Annotated in this window: 23 protein-coding genes and 1 tRNA gene; 8 read left to right on the plus strand and 16 right to left on the minus strand. The window is 45.7% G+C overall.

Annotated features, from left to right (window positions below; genetic code table 11):
- Positions 1-55 precede the first annotated feature (55 nt).
- From BM412_RS14895 to BM412_RS14905, 3 genes are read left to right on the plus strand one after another with little or no spacing between them, the layout of a single operon-like run.
- On the plus strand, positions 56-808 hold the full coding sequence (locus tag BM412_RS14895; RefSeq protein WP_091219315.1) for an ABC transporter ATP-binding protein: 753 nt from the start codon (positions 56-58) through the stop codon (positions 806-808).
- The gene (locus BM412_RS14900; protein ID WP_091219318.1) at positions 805-1,830 is read left to right on the plus strand and encodes an ABC transporter permease; all 1,026 of its coding nucleotides are present in this window, start codon (positions 805-807) and stop codon (positions 1,828-1,830) included. The genes BM412_RS14895 and BM412_RS14900 overlap by 4 nt, the downstream gene beginning before the upstream one ends.
- Before the next feature lie 58 nt (positions 1,831-1,888).
- On the plus strand, positions 1,889-2,581 hold the full coding sequence (locus BM412_RS14905; protein WP_256256311.1) for a TetR/AcrR family transcriptional regulator: 693 nt from the start codon (positions 1,889-1,891) through the stop codon (positions 2,579-2,581).
- A gap of 73 nt (positions 2,582-2,654) precedes the next feature.
- Here the strand turns inward: BM412_RS14905 and BM412_RS14910 are convergent, their stop codons facing one another.
- Positions 2,655-3,857: an MFS transporter gene (locus BM412_RS14910; protein WP_091219323.1), complete on the minus strand. Its 1,203-nt coding sequence runs from the start codon at positions 3,855-3,857 to the stop codon at positions 2,655-2,657.
- Positions 3,858-3,875: 18 nt separating this feature from the next.
- Complete coding sequence (locus BM412_RS14915; RefSeq protein WP_091219325.1) at positions 3,876-5,141, minus strand: MFS transporter; 1,266 nt, start codon at positions 5,139-5,141, stop codon at positions 3,876-3,878.
- Positions 5,142-5,289: 148 nt separating this feature from the next.
- Between BM412_RS14915 and BM412_RS14920 the strand changes: the two genes are divergently transcribed.
- A complete protein-coding gene (locus tag BM412_RS14920) occupies positions 5,290-6,756 on the plus strand; it encodes an aminotransferase class I/II-fold pyridoxal phosphate-dependent enzyme (protein ID WP_091219328.1) in 1,467 nt (488 codons plus the stop codon).
- 166 nt (positions 6,757-6,922) lie between these two features.
- On the plus strand, positions 6,923-7,342 hold the full coding sequence (locus BM412_RS14925) for a DUF1885 family protein (protein ID WP_091219330.1): 420 nt from the start codon (positions 6,923-6,925) through the stop codon (positions 7,340-7,342).
- A gap of 60 nt (positions 7,343-7,402) precedes the next feature.
- Here the strand turns inward: BM412_RS14925 and BM412_RS14930 are convergent, their stop codons facing one another.
- The 3 genes from BM412_RS14930 to BM412_RS14940 all read right to left on the minus strand — a co-directional run bounded on the left by BM412_RS14930 (position 7,403) and on the right by BM412_RS14940 (position 8,744).
- Positions 7,403-7,702: a DUF1292 domain-containing protein gene (locus BM412_RS14930; protein ID WP_090976987.1), complete on the minus strand. Its 300-nt coding sequence runs from the start codon at positions 7,700-7,702 to the stop codon at positions 7,403-7,405.
- 113 nt (positions 7,703-7,815) lie between these two features.
- The gene (locus BM412_RS14935; protein ID WP_091219333.1) at positions 7,816-8,385 is read right to left on the minus strand and encodes a stalk domain-containing protein; all 570 of its coding nucleotides are present in this window, start codon (positions 8,383-8,385) and stop codon (positions 7,816-7,818) included.
- 158 nt (positions 8,386-8,543) lie between these two features.
- Positions 8,544-8,744 (minus strand): hypothetical protein, encoded by a 201-nt coding sequence (locus tag BM412_RS14940; RefSeq protein ID WP_091219335.1) that lies wholly within the window; start codon positions 8,742-8,744, stop codon positions 8,544-8,546.
- A gap of 172 nt (positions 8,745-8,916) precedes the next feature.
- Between BM412_RS14940 and BM412_RS14945 the strand changes: the two genes are divergently transcribed.
- On the plus strand, positions 8,917-9,651 hold the full coding sequence (locus tag BM412_RS14945) for an MBL fold metallo-hydrolase (protein ID WP_091219338.1): 735 nt from the start codon (positions 8,917-8,919) through the stop codon (positions 9,649-9,651).
- A gap of 73 nt (positions 9,652-9,724) precedes the next feature.
- Here the strand turns inward: BM412_RS14945 and BM412_RS14950 are convergent, their stop codons facing one another.
- Both BM412_RS14950 and BM412_RS14955 read right to left on the minus strand, forming a co-directional pair.
- Entirely contained in the window at positions 9,725-9,991 is a 267-nt protein-coding gene (locus BM412_RS14950; RefSeq protein WP_091219340.1) for a DUF3892 domain-containing protein, read from the minus strand.
- A 454-nt stretch (positions 9,992-10,445) separates the two neighbouring features.
- The gene (locus BM412_RS14955; protein WP_256256313.1) at positions 10,446-10,610 is read right to left on the minus strand and encodes a hypothetical protein; all 165 of its coding nucleotides are present in this window, start codon (positions 10,608-10,610) and stop codon (positions 10,446-10,448) included.
- A 145-nt stretch (positions 10,611-10,755) separates the two neighbouring features.
- Between BM412_RS14955 and BM412_RS14960 the strand changes: the two genes are divergently transcribed.
- Positions 10,756-10,831 (plus strand) — tRNA-Val (locus BM412_RS14960).
- A 117-nt stretch (positions 10,832-10,948) separates the two neighbouring features.
- On the opposite strand, the gene BM412_RS14965 is transcribed toward BM412_RS14960, so the two are convergent.
- The 5 genes from BM412_RS14965 to BM412_RS32140 form a co-directional block, all read right to left on the minus strand.
- Complete coding sequence (locus tag BM412_RS14965) at positions 10,949-12,052, minus strand: site-specific integrase (protein ID WP_091219343.1); 1,104 nt, start codon at positions 12,050-12,052, stop codon at positions 10,949-10,951.
- 10 nt (positions 12,053-12,062) lie between these two features.
- Entirely contained in the window at positions 12,063-12,260 is a 198-nt protein-coding gene (locus tag BM412_RS14970) for a hypothetical protein (RefSeq protein WP_091219345.1), read from the minus strand.
- Between the two features lie 21 nt (positions 12,261-12,281).
- On the minus strand, positions 12,282-12,485 hold the full coding sequence (locus tag BM412_RS14975; protein WP_091219347.1) for a helix-turn-helix domain-containing protein: 204 nt from the start codon (positions 12,483-12,485) through the stop codon (positions 12,282-12,284).
- 15 nt (positions 12,486-12,500) lie between these two features.
- Complete coding sequence (locus BM412_RS14980) at positions 12,501-13,607, minus strand: replication initiation factor (RefSeq protein ID WP_256256314.1); 1,107 nt, start codon at positions 13,605-13,607, stop codon at positions 12,501-12,503.
- A gap of 162 nt (positions 13,608-13,769) precedes the next feature.
- Positions 13,770-13,928: a hypothetical protein gene (locus BM412_RS32140; RefSeq protein ID WP_177245837.1), complete on the minus strand. Its 159-nt coding sequence runs from the start codon at positions 13,926-13,928 to the stop codon at positions 13,770-13,772.
- A 171-nt stretch (positions 13,929-14,099) separates the two neighbouring features.
- Here BM412_RS32140 and BM412_RS14985 point away from each other — a divergent pair, with 171 nt between their 5' ends.
- Complete coding sequence (locus BM412_RS14985) at positions 14,100-14,846, plus strand: S24 family peptidase (RefSeq protein ID WP_091219350.1); 747 nt, start codon at positions 14,100-14,102, stop codon at positions 14,844-14,846.
- A gap of 101 nt (positions 14,847-14,947) precedes the next feature.
- Here BM412_RS14985 and BM412_RS14990 read toward each other — a convergent pair whose 3' ends face one another.
- The 4 genes from BM412_RS14990 to BM412_RS15005 form a co-directional block, all read right to left on the minus strand.
- Positions 14,948-16,303, minus strand: coding sequence for a nucleotide-binding domain-containing protein (locus BM412_RS14990; protein WP_091219352.1), 1,356 nt, complete (start codon positions 16,301-16,303; stop codon positions 14,948-14,950).
- Between the two features lies 1 nt (position 16,304).
- Positions 16,305-16,883, minus strand: coding sequence for an SLATT domain-containing protein (locus tag BM412_RS14995; RefSeq protein ID WP_091219354.1), 579 nt, complete (start codon positions 16,881-16,883; stop codon positions 16,305-16,307).
- 479 nt (positions 16,884-17,362) lie between these two features.
- Complete coding sequence (locus BM412_RS15000; RefSeq protein ID WP_177245838.1) at positions 17,363-21,736, minus strand: M4 family metallopeptidase; 4,374 nt, start codon at positions 21,734-21,736, stop codon at positions 17,363-17,365.
- Positions 21,737-22,038: 302 nt separating this feature from the next.
- Positions 22,039-24,117 carry a DUF4832 domain-containing protein gene (locus BM412_RS15005; protein ID WP_091219358.1) on the minus strand — a complete coding sequence of 693 codons (2,079 nt, stop codon included), beginning with the start codon at positions 24,115-24,117 and terminating at the stop codon, positions 22,039-22,041.
- Positions 24,118-24,289: the final 172 nt, after the last annotated feature.

The following is a 24,289-nucleotide window of genomic DNA, read 5'->3' on the forward strand; positions in this document are numbered from 1 at the left end:
AACGGTAAAATAATTGTGAGTAATCACTCATTTTCTGACGAGGATGTGAGCCTAAATGACTAATTTATCAACCTCCGCTTCACCCGCTCCGGTTGTCGACGTGCGCTCCGTTACACGCCGCTTCGGCAGCAAGACCGTTCTGGACAACATTTCTTTGCAAGTGGAACGCGGCGAATTGTTTGGCCTGCTCGGCCCTTCCGGCTCCGGCAAAACAACGCTGATCAAGCTCATCACCGGTATAGACAAAGCCGATGGCGGCTCTGTCTACATGCTGGGTGAGCAGATGCCGAAGCTGTCGATGCTTCAGCGTTTCGGTTATATGGCGCAGTCCGATGCGCTGTATAACGAGCTTACGGCCAAGGAGAATCTGACGTTCTTCGCTTCCTTGTATGGACTGAAAGGCCAGCATATGATGCAGCGAATCGAAGCAGCGATGGCGATCGTCAATCTCCAAGATGATCTGAACAAGACGGTGGCTGCTTATTCCGGTGGCATGAAGCGGCGATTATCGCTTGCTCTCTCTTTGCTGCATGAGCCGGAGCTGCTTGTGCTCGATGAGCCCACGGTCGGCATCGACCCCGTCTTGCGGCAATCCATCTGGAAGGAGCTCGGCGAAATGCGTAAACGAGGTACGACGATTGTCCTGACGACGCATGTCATGGATGAAGCCGACAAATGTGATCGCCTGGGCCTCATCCGAGATGGCAAGCTGACTGCACTCGGCACTCCGGAAGAGATCAAGACCAGCAGCGGAAGCGCGACGATTGAGGAAGCTTTTATCGCCTACGGCGGAGGTGTTCGCGAATGAGAATCAGAGCGCTCGCCATTCGAATCATCCGCCAATTTGTCCGCGACAAACGGACGCTGGCACTCCTGTTCCTAGCCCCGCTGCTTATTCTTACATTAATGAAGCTTGTCTTTAACGGTAATACGGTAGAGCCTCAGATCGGCGGTGTCCAAATCCCGGCCGCACTCGTAGATAGGCTTGAGAAAGCCGATGCCGACGTAATCAATTACGATAATGCCTCTGACGCTGAACAGGCGCTTCAAGACGGTGATTTGGACGCGGTGCTTTCCCTTGGCGGCGGCGGAAAACCTTCCATTACGTTGGAAGGAAGCGACCCTGCTTCAAGCAAAATGGTACTGCTCCTGCTGCAGCGCATGATGGGTGCTTCTGATATGCCTGCTGTTCAGCCGTCGATTACGTATTTGCATGGCAGTGCGGATATGGCCTCCTTCGATTCCTTTGGACCTGTATTGATCGGTTTCTTCTCCTTCTTCTTCGTCTTCATGCTGGCCGGCGTTTCCTTCCTGAGAGAACGAACGAGCGGCACATTGGAACGGCTGCTGGCTACACCGATTCGGCGCTCTGAAGTCGTATTCGGCTATTTATCCGGATTTGGTTTGTTTACGCTGCTTCAAGCGGCTTTAATTGCTTGGTTTGCCATAAACGTACTTGGCCTCTATATGGATGGGTCCATCTGGCTCGTGCTCATGATGAACCTGCTGTTATCGTTAACCGCGCTGACGCTCGGAACGCTCCTCTCTTCTTTTGCAAGCAATGAGTTTCAAATCATCCAGTTCATTCCGCTTGTAGTCGTACCTCAAGTCTTCTTCTCGGGCTTGTTTAACTTGGATTCCATGGCCCCTTGGCTGCAGAAACTAAGTAACATCATGCCGCTCTATTACGGCGCCGACGCCATGCGCGGCATTATGATTCGCGGCGAGGGCTGGAGCGATATTCAGCTGGATGTCTATGTGCTGTTAGGATTCTCGACGGTCTTCGCCTTGCTCAATGTCCTTGCACTTAAGAAACATCGTGCCATTTAATCGGATCGCACTTCTGTGATATCATCAAGATTATCGAAGCGAACGTGGTGGTACTGGCATGAAGGAGTTGTCCGTGATGAATGGGAATGAAACGATGGAACAATGGATACAAGAGCTGCTACGAAACGATAACGGCGTGGAGAAAATGACCGAGAAGCAGGCGAAAATCCTGCAATCCGCCATTGAAGTATTTGCCGAGAAAGGTTTCGCAGGCTCCTCCACCAGCGAAATTGCGCAGCGTGCCGGAGTCGCGGAAGGCACGATATTCCGCCATTACAAGACGAAGAAGGATTTGCTGCTCTCAATTGTTGCGCCTGCGATGACGAAGCTTATTGCTCCCTTTGTGCTGCGCGGTTTCAATAACGTGCTTGATGCCGATTACGAGAGCTACGAAGGTGTCATTCGTGCGATGATCGAGAATCGGATCGAGTTTATGACGAAGCATCGCAACATTTTGCGGATATTGATGCAGGAGATTCCGTTTCATCCGGAGCTGCAAGAACATTTTCAACGGGATGTGCTCGCAAAGGTGCTCACCCGACTTCAGAAGCTCGTGACGCAATTTCAAGCGAAGGGACAAATGGTCGATCTGCCTTCAATGACTGTCGTACGGCTTAGTATTTCAACCATCATGGGCTATGTTGCCGTACGAACGTTCTATGGAGAACGCAAGGACGCCGTATGGGATGATGCCCGCGAACGCGAGGAAACGATAGCGTTCATCATGCGGGGTCTCGGAATATCCAAATAACTTGTTACACGGCAAAAAAGCACCTGCCTCAGTTATGCCGCTACGGCGCCCTGATGCAGGTGCTTTCTGTTTTTTATCGTTGTGATACCGATTTGGTTTGTTCTACAGCCGAGCTGTTCAGTAACCGGAATCGCAGCAGCAGCGTAAGTGCCGCTAGCGACAACAGACCGCCGGCTACATAGGGAAGCGTCAAGTCTACCGTAAAGAGAAACGCGCCAAACAAAGGGCCGATAATACGTCCCAAGCTGTCCATGGACGAGCTTAGACCGGATGCGATGCCTTGTCCAACGGTGGTCTTCTGCGTGATCAGCGATGTTACGCACGGCCGGATCAGCGCATTGCCGATTCCGAAGATCGCCAAGTAAATCGTCGAGCTAAGCAGCGAATGTGATGTAACCATGAGCAGAAAACCAGCAGCCGAAATGATGAGTCCTGCCGTGATATACATCGGCTCTTGTCCTTTGCGAATCCGTCTGCGGACAATGCCGCCTTGGACCAGTGCACCGACGAGTCCGCAAACAAGGAACATCACGCCTACTTGAAGAGGAGTTACATCGAATCGCTTCATACCGAACAGCTGGAGCGTCGCTTCAAGTCCTGCCAGCGATAACGATACGATCAGAGCGAGCACATATAAGTATTTCACCGAGCCGGTAAAAGCACTCCAGCGCGAAGGTTTCACTTCGGTCGACGCTTGTCTCATATCCGGCGTCAGCGACTCCGGCAGCTTCGTGACCGCAATCAGGAACGTGACGAGCGCAAGCGCCGCTGCTGCGAAGAAAGGCGTATTCTGAGAGACTAGGCTAAGCAAACCGCCGAAGCCGGGTCCGATCGTAAAACCAAGGCCGATCGACATGCCGACAAGGCCCATTCCACGAGTCCGCTGCTCAGGAGGCGTTACATCGGCAACGTAAGCGACAATGACCGATGTGACGGCTCCGGAGAATAACCCTCCGAGCAAACGCGACGCATACATAATCGGCAGACTTCCATCGGCGATGCCGAATAATAGGAAACTGGCCGCAAAGCCGAGCACGCCTGTGAGAATGACCGGACGACGTCCGATACGGTCGGACAGCCCGCCCCACAGCGGCGAGAGCAGAAAGGATACCGCTGAATACACGGAAAGCATCATGCCGGTGTGAAATTCTACCGATCCCGGACTTGCTTTCTTAATAAGCTCCGGCAAAACCGGAATAATAATCCCAAACCCGATAAATGTCGTAATTAGCATAACCATCACTATGCCAAGTCGTTTGTCTTTGTTTTGTGTCATTTTGTTCCCTCCACCCCATCATCGTACCACATCTGCTTTATGTCTTGTTATGAACAAATGAAGAACAAACAAGAGAAGCAGAACGGCGCCGCTGACCAGAAAAGGAGAATGAGGACCGAGCATATCCCATAGCTTGCCGGACATAATGCTGCCAAACACCATACCAAGGCCTTCAATTGTTAGGAAGAAACCCCATACCGCGCCGCGTTCCGATTTGGGAATCGCTTGTGCAATCAACGCGTTCCAAGCCGGAATAATACAGGCGTAGCCCAGTCCGACAAACGCCACAATGACCAGCACCAGCGGCAGAGAGCGGGTGTAACCAAGCACGGACAACGAAATGGCTGCCGTAATAAATCCGACGTGAAGAAACCACTTCGTGCCGAAACGATCCACCCATTTGCCGACCGGAATCAGACCGATAACCGTTACCGCGCCGCCTGCAACGAGATACATGCTGTATTGCTGCGGTGTAAGGTGCAAGACCGTACGAGCATATTGCGTCAGAACAGGCGTAAGAAGCCCCAGCGCGAAGTTTTGTGTAAACATCGCCGGATACAACAGTTTGCTGGCATGCAAGGAACTGCTCACTCTGGCAAAATATCTGCGCACCCGCTCCCGCATCGATAAATGCTCATGTGCGGCTTCGGAAGCTGCAGCGACCGGTGCTTCTTCTCGATTTTCAAGCTCCATCGACCGTTTCTTCCCCGGAAGCAGCAGCGCAACGATGATGACGACAATCATCATCCCGATCAGAATTCGAAAGGCAGGTGCATACGTGTGCGTAATGAAGAAATTAATTACGATCGGGCCACAGCCGACCCCAGTCAGCCAAGCCATATAAACAACGCTCATAATCGTGCCGCTCGACTCATTACCGGCCACAGTGGTTGCTCCATTAATGACGCATGGCCATAGCGGAGAAGTCCCGATCCCGAGCAGCAGACAGGCCACTACAATCCAGCCCATCCCATGAAGATAAGAAACGATCAGCACCGACGCACTGGTGAACAACACGCCGAATAGCATGACATAGCGGTAGCCGATACGGTCGATGACCCAGCCAAGCGGACTGCGAAACGCGTTATCGCCGATATATTGCAGAGCAAGAGCCCATCCTACCGCATAAGCAGATAAATGTAGCACTTCCCTCATATAAACAGGGAGAATCGAGACGAGTAAAGCACCCTTCACGAATTCAACCAAATACATAATAATGAGCAGCTGGACGACAAACGGTGACGACAAAACCTTTTTCCCTGCCCAGCCTTTAACGATACTCATGTTCGCTCCCCTTTTCTACACATAAATCGTGTTGGCTATGTAGACTCTAGTCTCAACAAAAATGTTGCTTGCAATCCCCCCTAGTTTTGCTATACTCAACTTTGTTTGTTACAATCCACAATCCACACGAAAGGCTGGGATGAATGCTATGGATCATACCCGGACTCCGCTGTTTAGCGCATTGCGTACGCACGCGGCCAACAATCCTGTACAATTTCACATTCCCGGACACAAAAAAGGAGTAGGGAGCGACGCTGAGTTTCGCGAATTTATTGGAGACAACGCGTTGTCGATCGACCTTATAAATATTGCTCCGCTGGATGACCTGCACCAACCGACCGGCGTCATTCAAGAAGCCCAAAAACTGGCAGCTGATGCTTTCGGAGCTGATTATACCTTTTTTTCGGTACAAGGAACAAGCGGCGCGATTATGACGATGATCTTGACGGTCTGCAACCCGGGCGACAAAATCATCGTACCGCGTAACGTTCACAAATCCATTATGTCGGCCATTATTTTTGCAGGCGCGCGTCCTGTCTTTATCTCGCCTGCCCGCGATGCCAATCTCGGGATCGATCACGGCATTACGACGCGTTCCGTGAAACGTGCGCTGGACCGTCACCATGATGCAAAGGCTGTACTCGTAATTAATCCGACTTACTATGGAATCTGTGCGGATTTGAAGGAAATCGTCGAGCTTGTACATAGCTACGACATTCCCGTGCTTGTTGACGAAGCGCATGGCGTGCTCATTCATTTCCATGAGAAGCTGCCGATGTCCGCGATGCAGGCAGGCGCCGATATGGCAGCAACAAGCGTTCACAAACTGGGCGGCTCCATGACGCAAAGCTCGGTTCTGAATGTTAAGAGCGGCCGCATTAATCCACAGCGCGTCCAAACGATTATCAGTATGCTGACGACAACGTCGACTTCATATATTTTGTTGTCATCACTAGATACATCGCGTCGCAACCTGGCTATTAACGGCCATGATATCGCTGAGAAGGCAATCTCCCTTGCGCAATTCGCGCGCACTGAGATTAACAAGATGCCCGGCCTCTATTGCATCGGCGAAGAGATTCTGGGTGACGAAGCGACCTATGACTACGATCCGACGAAGCTGGCTATTCATGTCCGCCACCTCGGCATTACCGGATACGAGACCGAGAACTGGCTGCGCGAGCATTACAACATTGAAGTTGAGCTCAGCGATATGTACAATATTCTCGCGCTAGTTACACCGGGCGATACTTCCGACTCCGTTGGCACGCTGCTTTCGGCGCTGCGCGACCTGGCCGAGCAGCATCAAGGAAACGAAGCCAATGAGCTGGTTGTGAAGATTCCGGAAATCCCGCATCTCTCTCTTACGCCGCGTGAAGCCTTCTACGGCCAGACGGAAGTTGTCCCGTTCAAAGAATCTGCAGGCCGGATCATAGCCGAATTTATTTATGTGTATCCGCCGGGTATTCCCATACTTCTGCCGGGTGAAGTCATCTCCCAGACGAATATCGATTACATCACCGATCATGTGGAAGTCGGCCTGCCGGTGAAAGGTCCCGAGGATCGCAGCATTCAATTCGTTAAAGTTATTTTCGAAGAAGAAGCGATCTCTTAGTCCGCTAGTTCCTTCTTCTTATATGTAAGAATAACGGCAAGTCTCCAGCTCAATGCCCTTCTATCGAGGAGCAGACTGGGGACTTTTCGTTTCTCTGAAGCCTCGTTATTGGCGGTTATTGTCAATCCTTTTTCATAATGCTATGATGTGGAAGGGGGTGGGCAATTTGGGTCAAAGCGCTTACATTAAATTCGTGCAAGGTTCAGCAGTTGAACGTCTCAGCCTCGATGAGGTGAAGGAAAGGCTTGGCCGTTACCGGGAACAGACCTCGTTAACCGGCCGTCAGCTTGGGTGGGACTACACCGAATCCGCTTTTCCCTATACGGTTGAAACGAAGCCGGGAGAAGAGAATCGTTGGTTCTACTTGAAAGGCACTTCGCCGCAGTACAACTACATCTTATTCGGAGTCGGCACCCAGGAATCCGGTGATCAGAGCATCTCGCATGTGCAGGTTGTGCTCCCGGATACCGCAACACACGGCGACAAATCCAAAGCCAACGAGCTTTGCAAATATTTTGCCAAGCACCTGAAGGCTGAGCTCACGATGTTTAACGGCAGAACCATTTACTATAATCCGCGGAAATAACAAAAAAACTCCGAAGCCTAGGCGGCATCGGAGTTTTCTCTATTTGGGCTATATGCGATCTTATGCTTCGTTCTCGCTCTTCGCGATTTCTTCATAGATCTTCGTTACGCGTTCCCACTCTGCATCATCTTCGATACCAACCAGGAATGCTTCGCCGTCCTCTTCTTCAATACGGAAAATAACGCCGTCAGCTTCCGGATCGTTGCGGTCCAGCAATACGGAATAAACTTGCTCTTCGGATTCAAACGTAAATACCATGACCATTTCACGTTCAATGCCTTCCTCGTCCGTGACAAGGAATACGTGTTCTTCGTGATCATGATCGTGGTTGCAATTCTCGTCGTGCACGTGATCGCTCATTGTATACCCTCATTTCCATTAATGATTCATTTCCTTCGTATCGTAACATGGAACAATCTCAGGGTCAAACGAAAGCGCCGCATCCTGTGGGAATGCGGCGCTTAAGGTGAATCCTATTGCGCTTTCGCCGTAATCGTTTTCTCGGAAACTAATTTCCAATCATCGCTGCCGGCCACTTTCATGTAAAATCTAATCGTGTATTTGCCTGCATCGTCGAAGGAATAGTTGATGTCATCCGTACGATACCAGAAGTTATCCTTCTGAATCGTGATATTCTCGGATTGAATCAACGTGACATTATTCTTCGGATCTTCAATCGATACCTTTACGGCAGAAATGTCGGTCTGAAGGTTATCAATCTGGGCAAACACTTTGAACGCAAACTTATTCCCTTTAAGAACGTTACCGAAGATCGTATTATCCTTGAATAAGAACATGTGTACATTCGGCTTATACAAAGTGACCTTCTTCGACGCCTCATCCCAATACACAATGGATTGCAGCGTATTGGCTACTTGGCGAACTGATAAGTATGTTTTGCCGTCAGTAAAAATCCCCGCGTCGTCCAGCTCGTTTCCGTTCACGATAACCCGCACCCGTTGAGAAGCGGAATCCGCAAAGAGCATTGTACCGCCCCACAGTGACAATACCAACGTCAACAAGAGAAGTTTTCTGAACTTCATGGTAGCAAACCTCCGTCCCTAATCTGGATGTATGGTTATACTCACCAAGTCGTCCAAAGTTGCGCCAGTTCGCAAAAATTTTTCCTTACCAAAACCTGTCATATAATGTAGAAACCTGCGCTTGCCTGGGAAATACTAACGGGAAATCAGAGACGATTTTACACGTAGGTACGCGTCAAAATACACGGTACGCCCTTCCCTACGGCTCCCGGCTGCTTCATGCTCTCATAATAACGCATCCCTCTCGCACAAGGGGTTTTACATACAGCACATGTGTCCGACAGCACAAGCTTCAGCACTGCCTGCTTCCGATCAGAAGGGCTTTTCTTCTTCTTGACAACTTTACCTTTAGGAGCCATATCGATCCGCACCTGCCTATTTTCGCATTCCGTTCATAGCTATCGTATGAATGAATAGGCACCTGTGTGCATGGCAGAAGAGCGCTCGTTTCCGATTACGGATTAGCAAGGTTTTCCTTTTCATTTGTTGGCAGAAATGATAAATTGAATAGTAACGTACAGCTTAGGGAGGATGTCCCGATTGGATATTCAAATGCTCGGAACGGGTAGTGCATTTGCCAAGACCTACTTCAATACGAATGCACTATTTTATACAGATCGCCACACCCTATTGCTTGATTGCGGCACAACAGCGCTGCTCTCTATGCATCAGCTTGGAAAGTCCGTTAACGAGATCGATGCTGTACTCATCAGCCATATTCATGCCGATCACATCGGCGGCTTAGAAGAGTTCGCCTTTCAAATGAAGTTTGTATATAACCGCAAGCCGAAGCTGTTCATTCACGAATCCTTGGTCAACTCTTTATGGGAAAGCTCTCTCAAAGGCGGACTGCTGCAGGATGAGTGCGCAGCGCTTGAGGATTATTTTGAAGTCATCCCGCTTCAAACCGGAGTCAATACAGAACTTCTGCCCGGTTTCGTCGTCCAAGCGATACATACCGAGCATATTCCGAATAAGCTTAGCTACTCTTTCCTCATTAATGAGAACTTCTTCTACTCGGCGGATATGAGGTTTAATCCTGAATTGTTGGAGCAACTGGTCCAGCAAGGGGTTCAAACGATCTTTCATGACTGTCAGCTGAAGCCTCCGGGGGTCGTTCATACAACACTCCAAGAACTCCAATCGCTGCCTGCATATATTCAAGAGCGCATATGGCTCATGCACTATGATGACAGTAAGCCGAAAGACCTCAATAAAGAAGGCGTCATGCGGTTTGCCCAGCAGCATAAGCGATACACCTTCTAAGAAGGTCAGAACGATAATAAGCCCGCTGCGCTGCAGCGGGCTTTCCTTGCGCTATCTCAGACTGGCATGACTGCTAGAAGTTAGGCAGTTGATCCAGATTGTTCGTCGGATCTCCATCTGCATCGCCTCGAATGTAATGCTCGCCGTCTTTTCCTTTAAATACGTTGACTCCGGCAATTGTGCCGTTATTCGCCTCTGCCAGCGCCTGCTCGTAATTAAGCACGCGACCCGAGGAAGTCTTAAATGCCATTAAATCTCCGTCGCCATTCTTCTGCGCCGCAACGAACCTCTCAGCAGCAGCACCGCTCGTTTGTACACTCTCGTTATCGGGACTATTCATGGTTATATTCTTCCTCCTCTGCGCTTGCATTGCGCTCAAGTAGGATGGCTCATATACCCTAATATTATGCAGCTGCGAGAAACAGTGAAAACAAAAATCCGGTGTGCCCAAGCAGGCACAGCCGGATTTAAGGATTGTTCTCTTCACGTAGCGGGGGCTTCTGCTGGCGCGAATTCGCCGCACCCGGTAAAGCCGGTGTCATATCCTTTGGTTTGTTAGGTGAATCATATACTTCACCAAACACGGATCGTGTTGTGGGATAAACCGTATCCAGCACGTTTTCCTGGTTGACGACCTTTACGGTCGGGACCGTGTCTGAAGCATGTTGCTGTAAGCACCCGGAACAAATCAATAAACATAGAGCAGCTCCAATTGCTTTCCTCAACTATACCACTCCCTATGGCTGACTTTACCATTTTGGGAATAGTATACCCGTGCTGTCACCAAAGCAAACTTAACGTTTGGATTTCAGCTCCGGCGGCAGCTTTCTTCTCCACACGAACGCTTCATCATAAGCGACTGTATCATGGATCACCATCTTTGCCACGCACACGCAAACCGTAATGACGATACCGAACAAGCCTACCAACCACACCGCCAAATGGGCAGCTTCCGCCACTAGACAACCCGCCTCTCCAAAGATTAAGCTTGAGTACACCTTATGCGGGTTTACAGTAAATTAGACTATTTTTTTCGAATACTTGTTGACATCTTATTTGCCGTTTGATATATTAATTCTTGTCACTAATGAAGCAACACTATATGATCTGGTAGCTCAGCTGGGAGAGCACTATCTTGACAGGGTAGGGGTCACAGGTTCGAACCCTGTCCAGATCACCATAATTTAAACGCAAAAACCCTTGATATTCAAGGGTTTTTTTTGATTACAAATATAGTTTCTAAACTTTCTTTTAGCGCTGTTATATTATTGTGGTCACAAGCTGGTCACTTCACATTCTAATTGAACACTAATTGCGCTAAATTATCCGCTGCCTCCTTTTGCATGTTCGGCAATAAATGCGAGTAAATATCTAATGTTAATTTTATTGATGAATGCCCTAAACGTTCAGAGACAATTTTGGGATGCACATTTTGCCTTAATAATAGCGAAGCATGAGTATGTCGTAAGTCGTGAAATGTTATTTTCCTCATATCAGCCATTATCAGCAGTTGCTTGAATTCCCTCATCAGATTTCTCGGTATAAGTTGATTGCCTGTACTCGTATGAATCACTAGTCCCTTGTCAAAAAATACTCCCTTAGCTAAGCGCTTTTCATTCTCCATAATTCGGTTATGTTTTTTCAAATATTCAATTGTAGTTGGATCAACCGAAACTGAACGGATTCCAGAAACGGTCTTGGCTCCAGCCTTGAAATCTTTACCATCGTGACTTAAAGTTTGACGAATATATATTTTACAATGTTCGAAATCCACATCCTGCCATCGAAGACCGAGAATTTCTCCTTGACGCATCCCTGTCATAATAGCTAAATGAAATGCAATGTAATACCTGCTTGTTGTTGCTGTCTCCAGAAATTGTTGTATTTCATGTATATCCCAAACCTCTAATTCCTTCTTTTTCACTTTAGGCTTGTCCACAAATGAAGCTACGTTTCTCGTTATCAATTGCATTTTTTCAGCTTTGTTTAATGCCGTATTAATAATGTTAAAAGTTCGTTTGATGGTTGATGAGGCTAGTCCTTTTTCAAACATCCTTGTGGTAACCCGTTGAATATCCAGTGCAGATAATTTAGATAAAGCAATATTTCCGATCATTGGAGTTATGTGGTTTCTAATATAGATTAAATTATTACTCGCAGTTTCCCGTCCAATAGTATGTTGCTTATCATTCATCCATTCCAATAAGTACTCCGCTACCGTAAGCTTTGACGGATTAACGTAGGTACCACTATTCAGAGCGCTCTGGGCCTCCACAAGAGCTCTCTGAGCTTCTTTCTTTGTAGAGAAACCTCTCTTCTTACTTTGTTTTCTTTTCCCATTCTCCGTGCGTTCTAGAATATAATACCATGTTGTTCCATCTTTCCTAACCGAACCTGCCATAATGTTCTCCTTAGCGATTATCTATTTCTTTATCGAATATTGTAGTTGGTTTAATCTCTATAATTTCAGAATGAGCTATGAATGAAATTTTCTTTTCTCTCCTTATCCAGATACCATTGTTAATTGAACCAAATATTGAACTCATATCTGGTTCTACAATTACTCCAATTAACACTTCATTTCTCGTTCTAATCGTAACTTTGTTCATATTAATGTATCTCCTTATGAGTTATATAGTAGAGTTTAAGATAGTAGTATTTGATCCTTTCAGCCAAGAGATAAATACTTCTCTTGCCACTTTAATTCTTTTGCCAGCACGCACAACATGAAATTGCCCCGAATTCGCTAGTTCATATGCCTGTCTTCTCCCGATACCTAAAATAGTTTGAATATGTACTACATCAAGGACTTGCGGATAATTGTCTTCTGCCATTCTGATTTTCTCCTTTTAGTTCAAGTTTAAGAACTTACTTTGTCTATATGTTTTTTCAGATTCAAATGATTTCTTTTTATGTGCGAGTTTTGAATCACACCAAGACTGTAATACCTTTGTTGTCTCGCCTGTTGATTCATGATTACTAATTGCAGCAACCGACATTAAGAGTCCTGCAGCTTGATCTAGTAAGCGCATTAGGTTACCTTGTTTAATCGTCTCTCGAATTAAAGGTTCTGCAACATAATCGTTTTTCGCCTCTTGTATTAATTTCCATTTCCTCTTTAATTTCCAACGAGAAATGTTATCCTTACTTGGATTTCTCAAAGTTAACCATTCTTTTGTCAGATAAGCCCATAGTTCATTTTGCTTCTCTATAAATGATTCGAACGTAGCAATCCCTAACTCTTTTAAAGCTTCTCTACGAATTTGATATTCTACTCTCCATACATCTTTGGTTTCGTCCCAATTATTATCTCGCCAAATTTGATGAAACCATGTCTTTCCGGATTTCTTCACCTCTAATGTTTTGTTATAAATCCTCGCAAGCATCGGCTTTCCACGACCAATGGTAAAACCGCTAAACTTTCTACCATATGTATATTCTTCATTCACAAAATGCTCAGTCTTACCTTTGGCTCTTGTTACCACACCTTTAACATCTTTTTGAGTAAAAATCATTTCATCTGTATCGAAAGAAGGATCAATTCTAGACAAGCTAGTTGCTAAAACATTTACAGAAAAAGTACTAAACCACTTCATAAAAATAGCTTGTGCTTCGACAACTCCATAAGACCACAAAAATGATGATAATAAACGAACCATTACAGGTGAATTAAAACTCATTTCTTTTTCCATGAAAGATATCAAAAAATCATTACAAGAAAGTCTATAGGCATAAAACTTTTGACCAGTAGCGTGAACTGTCAATTCAATTTCTCCAATTTTGATGGATTGTTCCTTTCCCTCCTTTTGCGCTTTATCTTTTAAGTACTTAAACTGCTCTAAATGAGGACTCATTGAAAGATAATAATCTTCAATTAATAAACCAAACTCTAAAGTATCAACTGCCTTTAATATCAAGGCTTTGCGCCCCCTCATGATGTAAATTGCACCCAGCATGTTATATAGTTGCTGGGCGATACGTGCTACCCGCCTCAGCCTTTACATGGAGCCTCTGCAAGATGTGCAAGTCCGGCATTGCGGTCAGGCTCACAGAGGCCTGACCGGCAAGCCAGCCTCGCACATCTTGCCCCTCCATATAAAGGCCAAGCCAGTGCGTCACTATCGTTCCTTACTGGTATCGGCTTCGCTTTGCAAGCTACGCCGAAGCTCTTTTATGTGTGATACCAGCTTAGTTTCCAAATTAATAGTAATAGCTCTGTTCTTAATATTTTTTCTTAATACACTCTCAAGCTCCAGTAGTAAATCAATCTTCTTCAAATAACCACTCCTTTCAGGAATTAAAAATCAATAAAAATGAATTTTTAGTCAACGTAATCATAGTACTATCAATTGATTTTTTTGTCAATAATGTTGATTGAATAGGAAATTCATTTTAATTGACAAACTATTCATTAGAAAATAATCTAAATAGAAAGGGGTTGATAAATAATGAATTACTATAAGATGCTCAGCCAGATGGTGAACAATAGCGGCCTTACGCTTAAAGAAATATCAGATAAGTGCGGTGATTTCGGTGTAAAGATTACACCTTCTTATATAAGTAAGCTGCAAAAAGAAACACAGCCACCTGCGTCTGAGGATGTAAACAAGGCTTTGGCTCGCGCATGTGGGTTAAACGATAGTGATGTTGAATCATTTATTTTTGAGGGATATATAGAAAAAGCTCCTCAATTCATTAAAGATTTCATATATAAAATAACAACTATGATGAAAGAAATGACTAAGTCAATCATGAAAACACAAATGCCTCAGCAGTTAGTATCTTTAGCTGAGGCAAAGCTTGATGAATTATCAGACTTAGATTTTATAAAAATGTCGAGCCAATTTCTTGAAGTTCCAAATTTACAAGGGGAATCCTATATTACTAAAGATGTAAACAATGAAGCTGTTAGCTTTCTTATCAATCCACTTTTGGGAATAAAGATGCCTGATGATTCTATGAGTCCAAAAATTCCGACTGGTTCACACTTACATCTAACTGACCCCAATGAATTTAATGATGGCGATATAATCATTGCAATAATTGATAATGATCATTTTGTTGTAAGGAGAATGGTTAAAGCTGGTGACAGAGTAATATTAATTAGTGAGAATTTAAGTTATAAACCTATCGAACTCCAAGCTGCTTCGATCAAAATAGCAGCAAAAGTGAAAGCAGTCACTACAGAACTTTAATATATAAATAGAAAACAGGCTGCCTATAGGCAGCCTGTCCGCTTGTTCACATCACATATCTTGTTATACTTATCAAAGACTCTGTTCATCTGCTTATTGCTTTAAGCTACATTTGTTGAGATGGGCACAAGAATACGATCCTTTGCTACAACTGTTCCGTTTAGAACAATATAGCATTCAACAATATGTTCGCCTCTAAATGAAGTTTCCTCTAATCTTTGATGCCTTCCAAGATCAGCAACAATTTGACCACGAATACAGTCCCTTTTAATTGCCTCAGGTCCTTTATTAAGCACCTTCCAATAGATATCGTAAGAAATTGGCTCCTCGCTTGCCATCGAGATATCCTCTAACTCATTTTTTTCGATAAAAAAACGTAATTTTTTATTCGACAAAAGAGGTAACCGAGCTCTTATTAGTGCTCTTAATAAATACTCTCTAAAACCATTTTGATTAACTTCACAATCTATTTTTAAGTAATATCGAATATCAACTGGAAACTTTTTCTCAACAAACTCTTCCGTCATACGAATATTAGCGGAAAGACTAAATGTTGCACTTTTCTGTAAGGCTGTTTGTTGAAGTTGTTCAGGAACTGGAAAGTCCGAACCAAGCACCTCTTGTAGTACTAAATATAGATCATCACTTTCTTCGGTTAAATCCTTTAATTTATCATATGCACTTTCCGCTTTGGTGACAAAGGTCCCCTTTTTATTATAGACCTTTTGGTTACTTCCTAGGGCAAACCAATACTTTTGCTCTTTATTACGAGTTTTAAGATAGTTAAACAGATCCTTTAATAATTGCAAATACTCAGTAAAATTTGTATTTTTGTATTTGGTATTCTCTTCAATGAAATTGTAAATGAGTGTATCGATTAAAAGACCACCAAACTTAAATCCAACACTATTCTTCCAAGCCCTAATAATGTTACATAAATTTCGATAATGGCCGTTTGTTTCATCTGCTGTAATCAGACTTCGGTCCATTTCTGGAAGTGGATCTGTCTTTTTCCACGAACCACCGTTATTAGAATCTGGGTAATTGAATGCTCCATCTGACCGAACAAACACAGGACAAACTTCAATTTGATAATTAATACTGTCTAGATTAATAACGACTACCTGTCCATCACCTCTAACAGTAGTACGTGGATAAGTCTCTTTTATTTCCTTCTTGACATTTTGCAATAACTTTGATTGTCCATTTCCCTCATGTTGGTCATATTGTTGTTTTATGTGGTCAGGTAGTACGAATAACATGTCTAAATCACTAACACCTTTTATTGCAGTTTGACGGCCTAATGAACCAACGATATACCCATGTTCTTCATCATTTTCAATTCCCCAGTATGCCTCATTAAGTCGCTTGGTGATTCTTTTGAATTTTTTATGTATATCCTCAATATTGTCTATATCCAATTTTTCGATAAAATCTTCAAATGCATTTGCCAGCATACTATGCCCCCCACACGACACAAACAATTAATAGGATTACTACTAAAATTATTGCAAATCTAAAAGATAGAGGTATCTTATCTCGCCACGTAAAGCTCTTTTGCTCGTTAATCCATTCATGTTGTACTTGGAAAAAGAACTTATAGTGTGCATACCAATCACTCATGAGAATTTGCTTTGAGATACTCAAACTATAATATGAATTCATTATCTGTTCCATCTCAGCTTCTTCTGAAGTGAAATCAGTGCCGTTCGACCCTTGAACATTATAATAAAGGTTTTTTAAACGATTATGTAAATTAACAAGTTGACTTCCAACATCCTTATATTTATCTTTTTCGGAATTGTAAAGTGTAATTGATAATGCAATTATGCTAAGGAATATTAAACCAAGCGAGACCTCGGTACTATACTGGTACTTTGGCAGGTAAACTTGCCAAACTCCAATAAGCAAACTAATAAGAGCAATAAAACCAGGAATTTTTTCGACAATATCGTAAGTAGCAAAATGTTTTCTTGCACCGAAGGACACGTTGTACCCGTTCTCAGCAAGACTACGCATTAAAAAATCTTTTGTCATAAAACCCTCCGATCATTTGTTAGAAAGATAGAGAACAAGATATAACCTCACATTGGGGTAGTTCTTCTAGCACCTTTGTCCCCCATAATACATACAAAATAGCGTACCATAAAAACCCAGTTATTTGAATAGGATTTCCAATCTTCATCAATTATTGTTACTAGGTCTCGCTTACAATACATAATCCAAATATCCGGTCACAATTTTGGTCACATACCAGAACTTATTAAGGGTCATTAGAGGTCACAAACAAAGATATAAAAAAAGTTTTTACAAACCATTGTTATTGATTTACCACATTCGGATACTGGAGGAATTTTATTCTCCTATCTTGACAGGGTAGGGGTCACAGGTTCGAACCCTGTCCAGATCACCATAATTTAAACGCCGAAATTCGCGGAAACGCTGGTTTTTTTGTTGTTATAGCTAAAGTAAAAAGCCGCGTGATGAGCATCCATCACGCGGCTTTTGTAAGTTCATTACTCCAAGAAATCCATATATTGCAATAATCTCTTCAAGATAACAGCCGCTTGGGCACGGTTGACGATGACGTCCGGTGCATACAGTTCGGCCGTGATACCATTCACGATTCCTGCGTCGACTAGTTCCGCTACAGCTGTTTGAGCATAAACCGCGACAGTCACGCCGTCATCGAAGCTCGATAGAATCTCAGCTTGTTTCTCCTGCGACAGCTGTTTGTCTTTGCCTACGAAATGCAACGCATTCGCAACCATAACCGCCATTTGTTCTCTAGTAATCGTCGCTTGCGGCTGGAAGGTTGCATCGTTATTCCCTTTCACGATCCCCGCTTTGACGGCAGCTCCAACTTCTCCGGAGAACCAGGCGTTAGCGTGCACATCGCTAAATACAGCAGCGGCTCCTTTATCCGGTGTTAACCCGAGAGAACGCACGAGCAAGCTGGTAAACTCAGCTCGAGTAATGCTGCCATTTGGTTTGAACGAAGTATCCGAAGCCCCTTTGATGACCAACTTGGACGCGAGTAATTCGATATCCTCTTTCGCCCAGTGGCCGGCAGGAACATCTGCGAATGACTTCTTGTTTTGTATAATGGCGTAAATACTGTTGCCGTTCCGTTTGATCGTCACGATCGTTTTACCATTCTCGACCTCGAACGTGGCCGGTATAAAGGTCATCGCGCCTGTCTGCGGATCAAACAACACCGCGGTTAAGCTGCCCTTCGAATTGGCGGATAAGAGCGTAATCGATCTGGATACATATTGGTTTCCGAAGTTATGAATCTCAACTTCCTTCTCACCGAAGGAGACTGTCACCTCGAATTCAACCGGCGTTCCAACCAGGGAACCCCCGCCCTGCTCGGCAGCTAGTTGAAGCTGCTCTGCCATGTCGTCCGACACAGGCTGCATCGTAATGATAACGTTCGCCTGGCTTTCGGCAGCCCCGAAACTCTTTAACAATTCATCCAGCTTCAGCACGCTGAGCGGCAGGTCATAGCTTACCGTATCCGTGGAAATCGAGATGACCGTATCCGCCGATTGCTCTTGTGCATCGGCAACCGAATTTACCGGCAGCTCAACATCAACCTTCCCTTTCGTTTGACCAAGGTCGATATGGATCTTCTTATCTTCGCTTTTCGCCAATAGTCCAACTGCTTTGTTCCATGCAGCCGCATTGATAGAATAAACGGTTCTTTGAGTGCCATCCGCATTCGTTTCAATATGGCCGTCTATCGCACTCTTGCCTATCGCGATCCCATCATCGTTTATCGTCACTTCCGGTTCAGTTGCAAAAAACAGACCACCACCGCCTGAACCTCCATTGTTAGCACTGGATACGGTGATTTGGAAAACATCCGTAACGGTATGATGATGTCCATCATCGGCCGTAACCGTAATCGTCGCTGTTCCGGCTGAAACCGGATGCAGCGTGACGGCGCTGCCGCTTACGCTCACCGTTGCGACGGCTGCCGTATCCGAAACCGCCGTATAACTTAGCGTATCGCCATCCTGATCTGCGAATACGCCTGCCAGCTGTACCGTAACGTCCGATGCGCCAACTGTCGCGGTCTGATCCGCGATAACTGCAGCAATAGTTGGTGCGTGATTGGCTACATCTACCACAACACTGAAATGGTCGTCGACTTGATGGCCATGACCATCATTAGCCGTGACTGTGACCGTCGCAATGCCAGCACCTACAGCGTGCAGTACCAGACTGTCGCCGCTCACACCGACCGTTGCGGTATCTTCCTCACTTGAAACGGCGGTATATGAAAGTACGTCGCTGTCTTCATCCGTGAATACGCCGGCTAAAGGTACCGTGACATCCGGACCGTCAATGAACACGTTCTTTTCTTGTATACGGTTTGCTACTATTGGCGCTTGGTTCTCGCTTAACGTATAACCGGCTGCTTGTACAGATTCTCCCTCATCCTCACCGCCGGAGATGACAAGCTTGTACCCATACTGTTTGTTTGGCAGCAATCCCGTTACGGTTGCTGAAGCATCATTTACGCCAATGTCTGCTGAAGTATTGGCATTATCCCACGTCACGCCTCCATCCTCCGACTGCAGGATTTGAATGGCAGTCGCTTGGCTCGCCGCCGGCCAAGTCAGGGTAACGGTCGAATCCGTTGAATCTGCAAAGTGCAAGGAATGCTTAAAGTCAACGATAAAGTCATCTTTATGGTTGTTAATGACCATATAGAGGTAACTATTGTAAAATGCAAGGTCCATAAAATGCAGCGATAAATAGCCGATATCGTCGCGATTGGTATGAGAAGCCGCATTCCCTTCTAACCAGAAAACGACCGTTTGCTCATCGACCACCATAACATGCGGTTTCAGGCCAGAAGGAATATTGGTTACTACCGCTTTGCCCGATGCAATGAAATCATCGCCGACTTCTCCATTAAATACGTCGTGACTTAACGAGATCTCCAGGCCTTCACTGCTGCCTGTCATTGAACCCACACTGCCATCATCTTCATTCGCTTCCATGAAGCCGTTTCCTGTATAGTTCAACGACGCCAATTCGTTCTCGCTAATAAAGACTGCCCACTCAACTGAAGTCCCTTGCGCTTTAACGTCGTATAATCCGAACCCGTCGCTGTAATCCTCGTCTAGTGGCTCTAGCGTCGCCCCCTGCGAAACCGTGATTGTCGGGCTAAAAGTGCTTAAATCCGTGCCTACTGGTACGTCTATATAGATTTCCGATGAATTTTCATCGATATTAGCGGGGCTTGCTCCCTCGATATTAGAGGAAATGGAGGTCACGTCGAAATGTTGACCGTATGGCAATCCAACGCTTGTCCATGCATCCTTCACCACCTGCACAACAGCAGGATTCGCCCCGTACAACTCCGTCGCTGCCGCCACAAATGCATCCCGCGCATCTTCGAAATTAGAAACCGGCGTCAATCGGTGGAGTAAAACGTTGTAGGTCAGTTCCCCTAGAACTTGTTTGCCATCCAAGCCGCCTAGAGCATCAATCCCCGTTGCGATTAAGAACGCAGCATGATTAACAATACCGCTGTTTATATGAACGCCGCCATAATCACCTTGTTCTGTATTCGTTGTGTACTGAAATTCGTTCATAATTTCCGGTTGATCATATTTTTTCGGATCTTCCATATCCCGAATGGGATATCCGGTGTCCTCACCAAGCTCCCAATTGGTTTGTCCTCTAAAGTCCATCTCAATTAAGGCTCCCACTATATCCGAGATCGCTTCATTAAGCGCTCCGGATTGATGGCGGTATTCCAGACCTGCCGTTCGTTCCGTCACGCCATGCGTGATCTCGTGCCCGACAACATCAAGGCTGCATGAGAAACAGTCGAAACCGCCATTGCTTACGCCGCTTCCATCCCCATACACCATCCCCTGGCCGTTCCAGAAAGCATTGTCGTACGGTAAACCATCGGGAGTATAATGAACAGCTGAATACATAGACATGCCCTTATCGTCAATACTGTTTCGTCCGTATTTGTCTAAGTAATAATCATAGACGACACCGCTATAGAAGTGCGCGTCAACGGCATCCGCATCGGTAAATGCAGCGGAAGACGATATTGGCGAAGAAACTTCGTCAGCAGACGCCGCGTTATATGTTCCGATGAAACCAGTGAAGGTCGCATTGTCAAACATCGGTTTTGTCATATCCACCATATAGTACTTCTGCGATTCATCTTCATAAAGGACATTTAGAGTACGTGTTTCGTACTCCCCTGTACCGCTTTGCTCAGCAGACGTTTCCGCATGTGCGATTTTATTATATTTATCGAGAACTTGCCCGGAAATGGCATCGACATACCCTACCCAATTGCCGGGCTCGGGGTATAGGAAATGGAAGGTTGTCTCATAGGCAAGACGATTCGTTCCTTTGTAAGGGTAAATAATAAGCGATGCGGCGGGATCCGCCATGTCGTCGTCTCTGACAATGGCACGTCCGAGCTGTGCTTCCAAATCAGTCTGTAGCGCTTGGATCGCTTCAGAACCGGTCAATTTAGGCGTCGTAGCTTTGGGCATTGCTGTCAGAGAGGATGGCTCAATTTCGTTCTGGACGGATGAGATCTGCTTCGTTTTACTTAAGTGTACACGCGTATACTGGCCGTACACCGGTATCCCGTTATACTTCACTTGATACAACAAATGCGACTGACCTTGTTCATCCGATGTTTTGCTTTTCAGCATAAATTGCTGATTGACGCCTTTAAGACCAAGCTTCGCTTTGTTGGAAGATAAATAATTCGAAACCTCTTGATCGGATGCCGCAGTCACCGTTGCCAAATTACCGTGCATTGTCAAGGCATCACCTGCCTCAGCGCCACTAGCAGAAGTTAATCCGCCGAATGCAACCGTAGACAGTATGGACAATACTAAACTCGCAGAAAGCGTTTTTATTCTAAAACGTCTGTCACCCTGCATTCCTAAACCTCCCACAGTGTCTTAAAGTCTACTACTAGCAAAATAGAACCATTCTATTATTTTCCATTTAATATATTCTCATAAATTCATCATTATGGGAATGACTGGTTATGTCGAAATTTGCAAATAGAGAGGTTAATTGGACTAATAAAACAAAAAAACCTCGAAGACTCGGTTAAACCGGTCCTAGAGGTTTTGTAAGTTATATTTCGGTTGATCATTCTTCATATAAACATTGCTGTGAAACCAGCTTATCTTCGAATAAGCTGGATCCGGTCGAAGTCCGGTGCCCATCCGCTGGCATTTGAAAACTTGATCGTATTGTCCCCTGCTTTCAACTGAACGGTAGCTTGATAAGTGCCGACTGTAGACCAACTGCCTGTGGATGGAAAGCTTAAGTTTGCAATTGCACTATTTACACTTATTCGAGCCGCTCTTGCTGCCGCATCGCCGTTTACATAAGATATGATCAACGTGTAGGTTCCGGCGGTTGCCGCGTTAATTCGGTTGAACTGAAGCGTACCGCGGTTGTTGCCGACATAACCGACTTTTGAGCCTCCTGAACAGGAGCCGCACGCCACTACGACTGCGCCGCCCGCAAGCGTATTGGCAGAAGATTCTGCTTCAATCGTAATAGTCGTGCCGGTACTGGCAGCATTCGTCGTTACGCTAATAGCGTTGCTGTTACCCGAAACATTACCTATCGCATCTTTCGCACTTACCATATAGCTATAGCTCGTCGATGCTTTAAGTCCGGTATCGGTGTAAGATGTGCTTGTTGTGCTACCGACAAAACTGCTGTTCCGATAGACATCGTAACCAGCAACGCCAACATTATCCGTCGATGCCGACCAGCTGAGGCTGATGCTGCTTGTCGTCTTAGCTGTCGAAGTTAGGCTCGCAGGAGCGGTCGGCGCTTGTATGTCTGTGCTTCCGATTGATCCGTTGTATGCACTGCTTTGCAGGCTGTATCCAAGCGTCGTATCTGATTTCAAGCTAGCAAACGAACCGAGCGTTTGATTGGTAGGTTCCATGCCGATGCCTACCTTACCGATCGGCGTTCTGCCGCCGGTGTAATAGTTGGTATTGGCAAATCGCGCGCCGGGCTGCCAGCCGGCCGGATCCAGAATGGACAACGCCAGTGTATAGGTTCCATTCGGTAACGTTGTCGGAAGTTTAAATGCACCGTTCACGGTGTTGACAGTCGGCGCTTGATTGTATGCGCGAGTCGCGCTATTCCAGTCTGAACCGGGCAGCCAAGACCGAATATCGGCTTGGAATACGCCTTTCCATGCTACAGTGCCGTCACTCTTAAGCAAATTCGCCTCTACCGGCCAGCTGTAATAGAATGGCGACGAGCCTTTATTCGTAACCTGGAACGACACGCTCAGCGTCCCTCCAGGCGACACATTACCGGTAAACGTTGCTTGATTCAACACGAAACGATAGCCAAGCACCTTCTGCATGGCGGTTGCCCCGACTTCTACGGCGGGATTACTAGCCGTATAATCCGAAATCCACCCTAAGCTCGAAGTATGCGTCTTCATAATCCAGTCAATGACATAGTTGGTGTTCGAAACACTGCTCAGCGTTCCGTTCGGACTTCCGCCCAGATTAGACTGGTTTCCCCAGTTATACGCGACTTCTCCGCTGTTAATCTGCGTCCGCCAATTATTCCGCGAAATCTCCCCATTTCCGGTGACGGCATCATCCGGTAATGCGAAGGAATCCCAATAAATCCCGAAATTATAAGCCGTGAACGTATCTGTATAGCGGACAAGCATTTTTTTGTTATGGAATGCTGCGTTAGACGCATCACCTAGCGCCTTTTGGAAACTGAGCGGGATAATATGGGTCCCGTCAGGAAACTTATTGGGATAAATATGGTGTTCAGCCCATTTGCCGTACAAACCGAGCTCTACAAAAGCAACTCGTGGATCATTGTCCCAAGCTTGACCAAGCTTGGCGATAAACGCCACGAGCCGGGATTTCAGTGTATCTGTCAACCACTGATTAACGGGATCGCCATGAGGGACCCCATTCGGCCAATACTCCCCGACATTAGGGTAAACAATGACGACTCGCGGAACAACCTTAATATTCTTCTTTTCAATGCCGACCCAAGCCTTGTTGCTCCAATCTTTGATCTTCTGAACGGAGTCCGTTGCATTCATTTCCAGATCGGTGTACTTGATGTAGTGTTTATAAATATCTGCATATTCCCGATTCGGGAAAGAAGAATCGTTAATGCCACGTGATGGTCTAAAGCCCATGATCGGATTATTGAATGCTTCCGGCGTTTCAGTCAATTTGACCATGATGGTTCCCATTGCCTCATTCGCCTCCTCAAAATGACTAGTTCTCCCTCCACTCCGGATTCATGTGACTCATGCAGCGGTGCAGAGGACTACTATTAAACTTCATCTCTTCTTCATTTCCCTCCTTGGAAAAGAATCAGCTTATCTATTAGTATACGAGGACGAGCATGGGGGGTGACGATAA

The sequence above is a fragment of the Paenibacillus sp. BC26 genome, from assembly GCF_900116125.1.
Lineage (GTDB): Bacteria > Bacillota > Bacilli > Paenibacillales > Paenibacillaceae > Paenibacillus_Z > Paenibacillus_Z lignilyticus.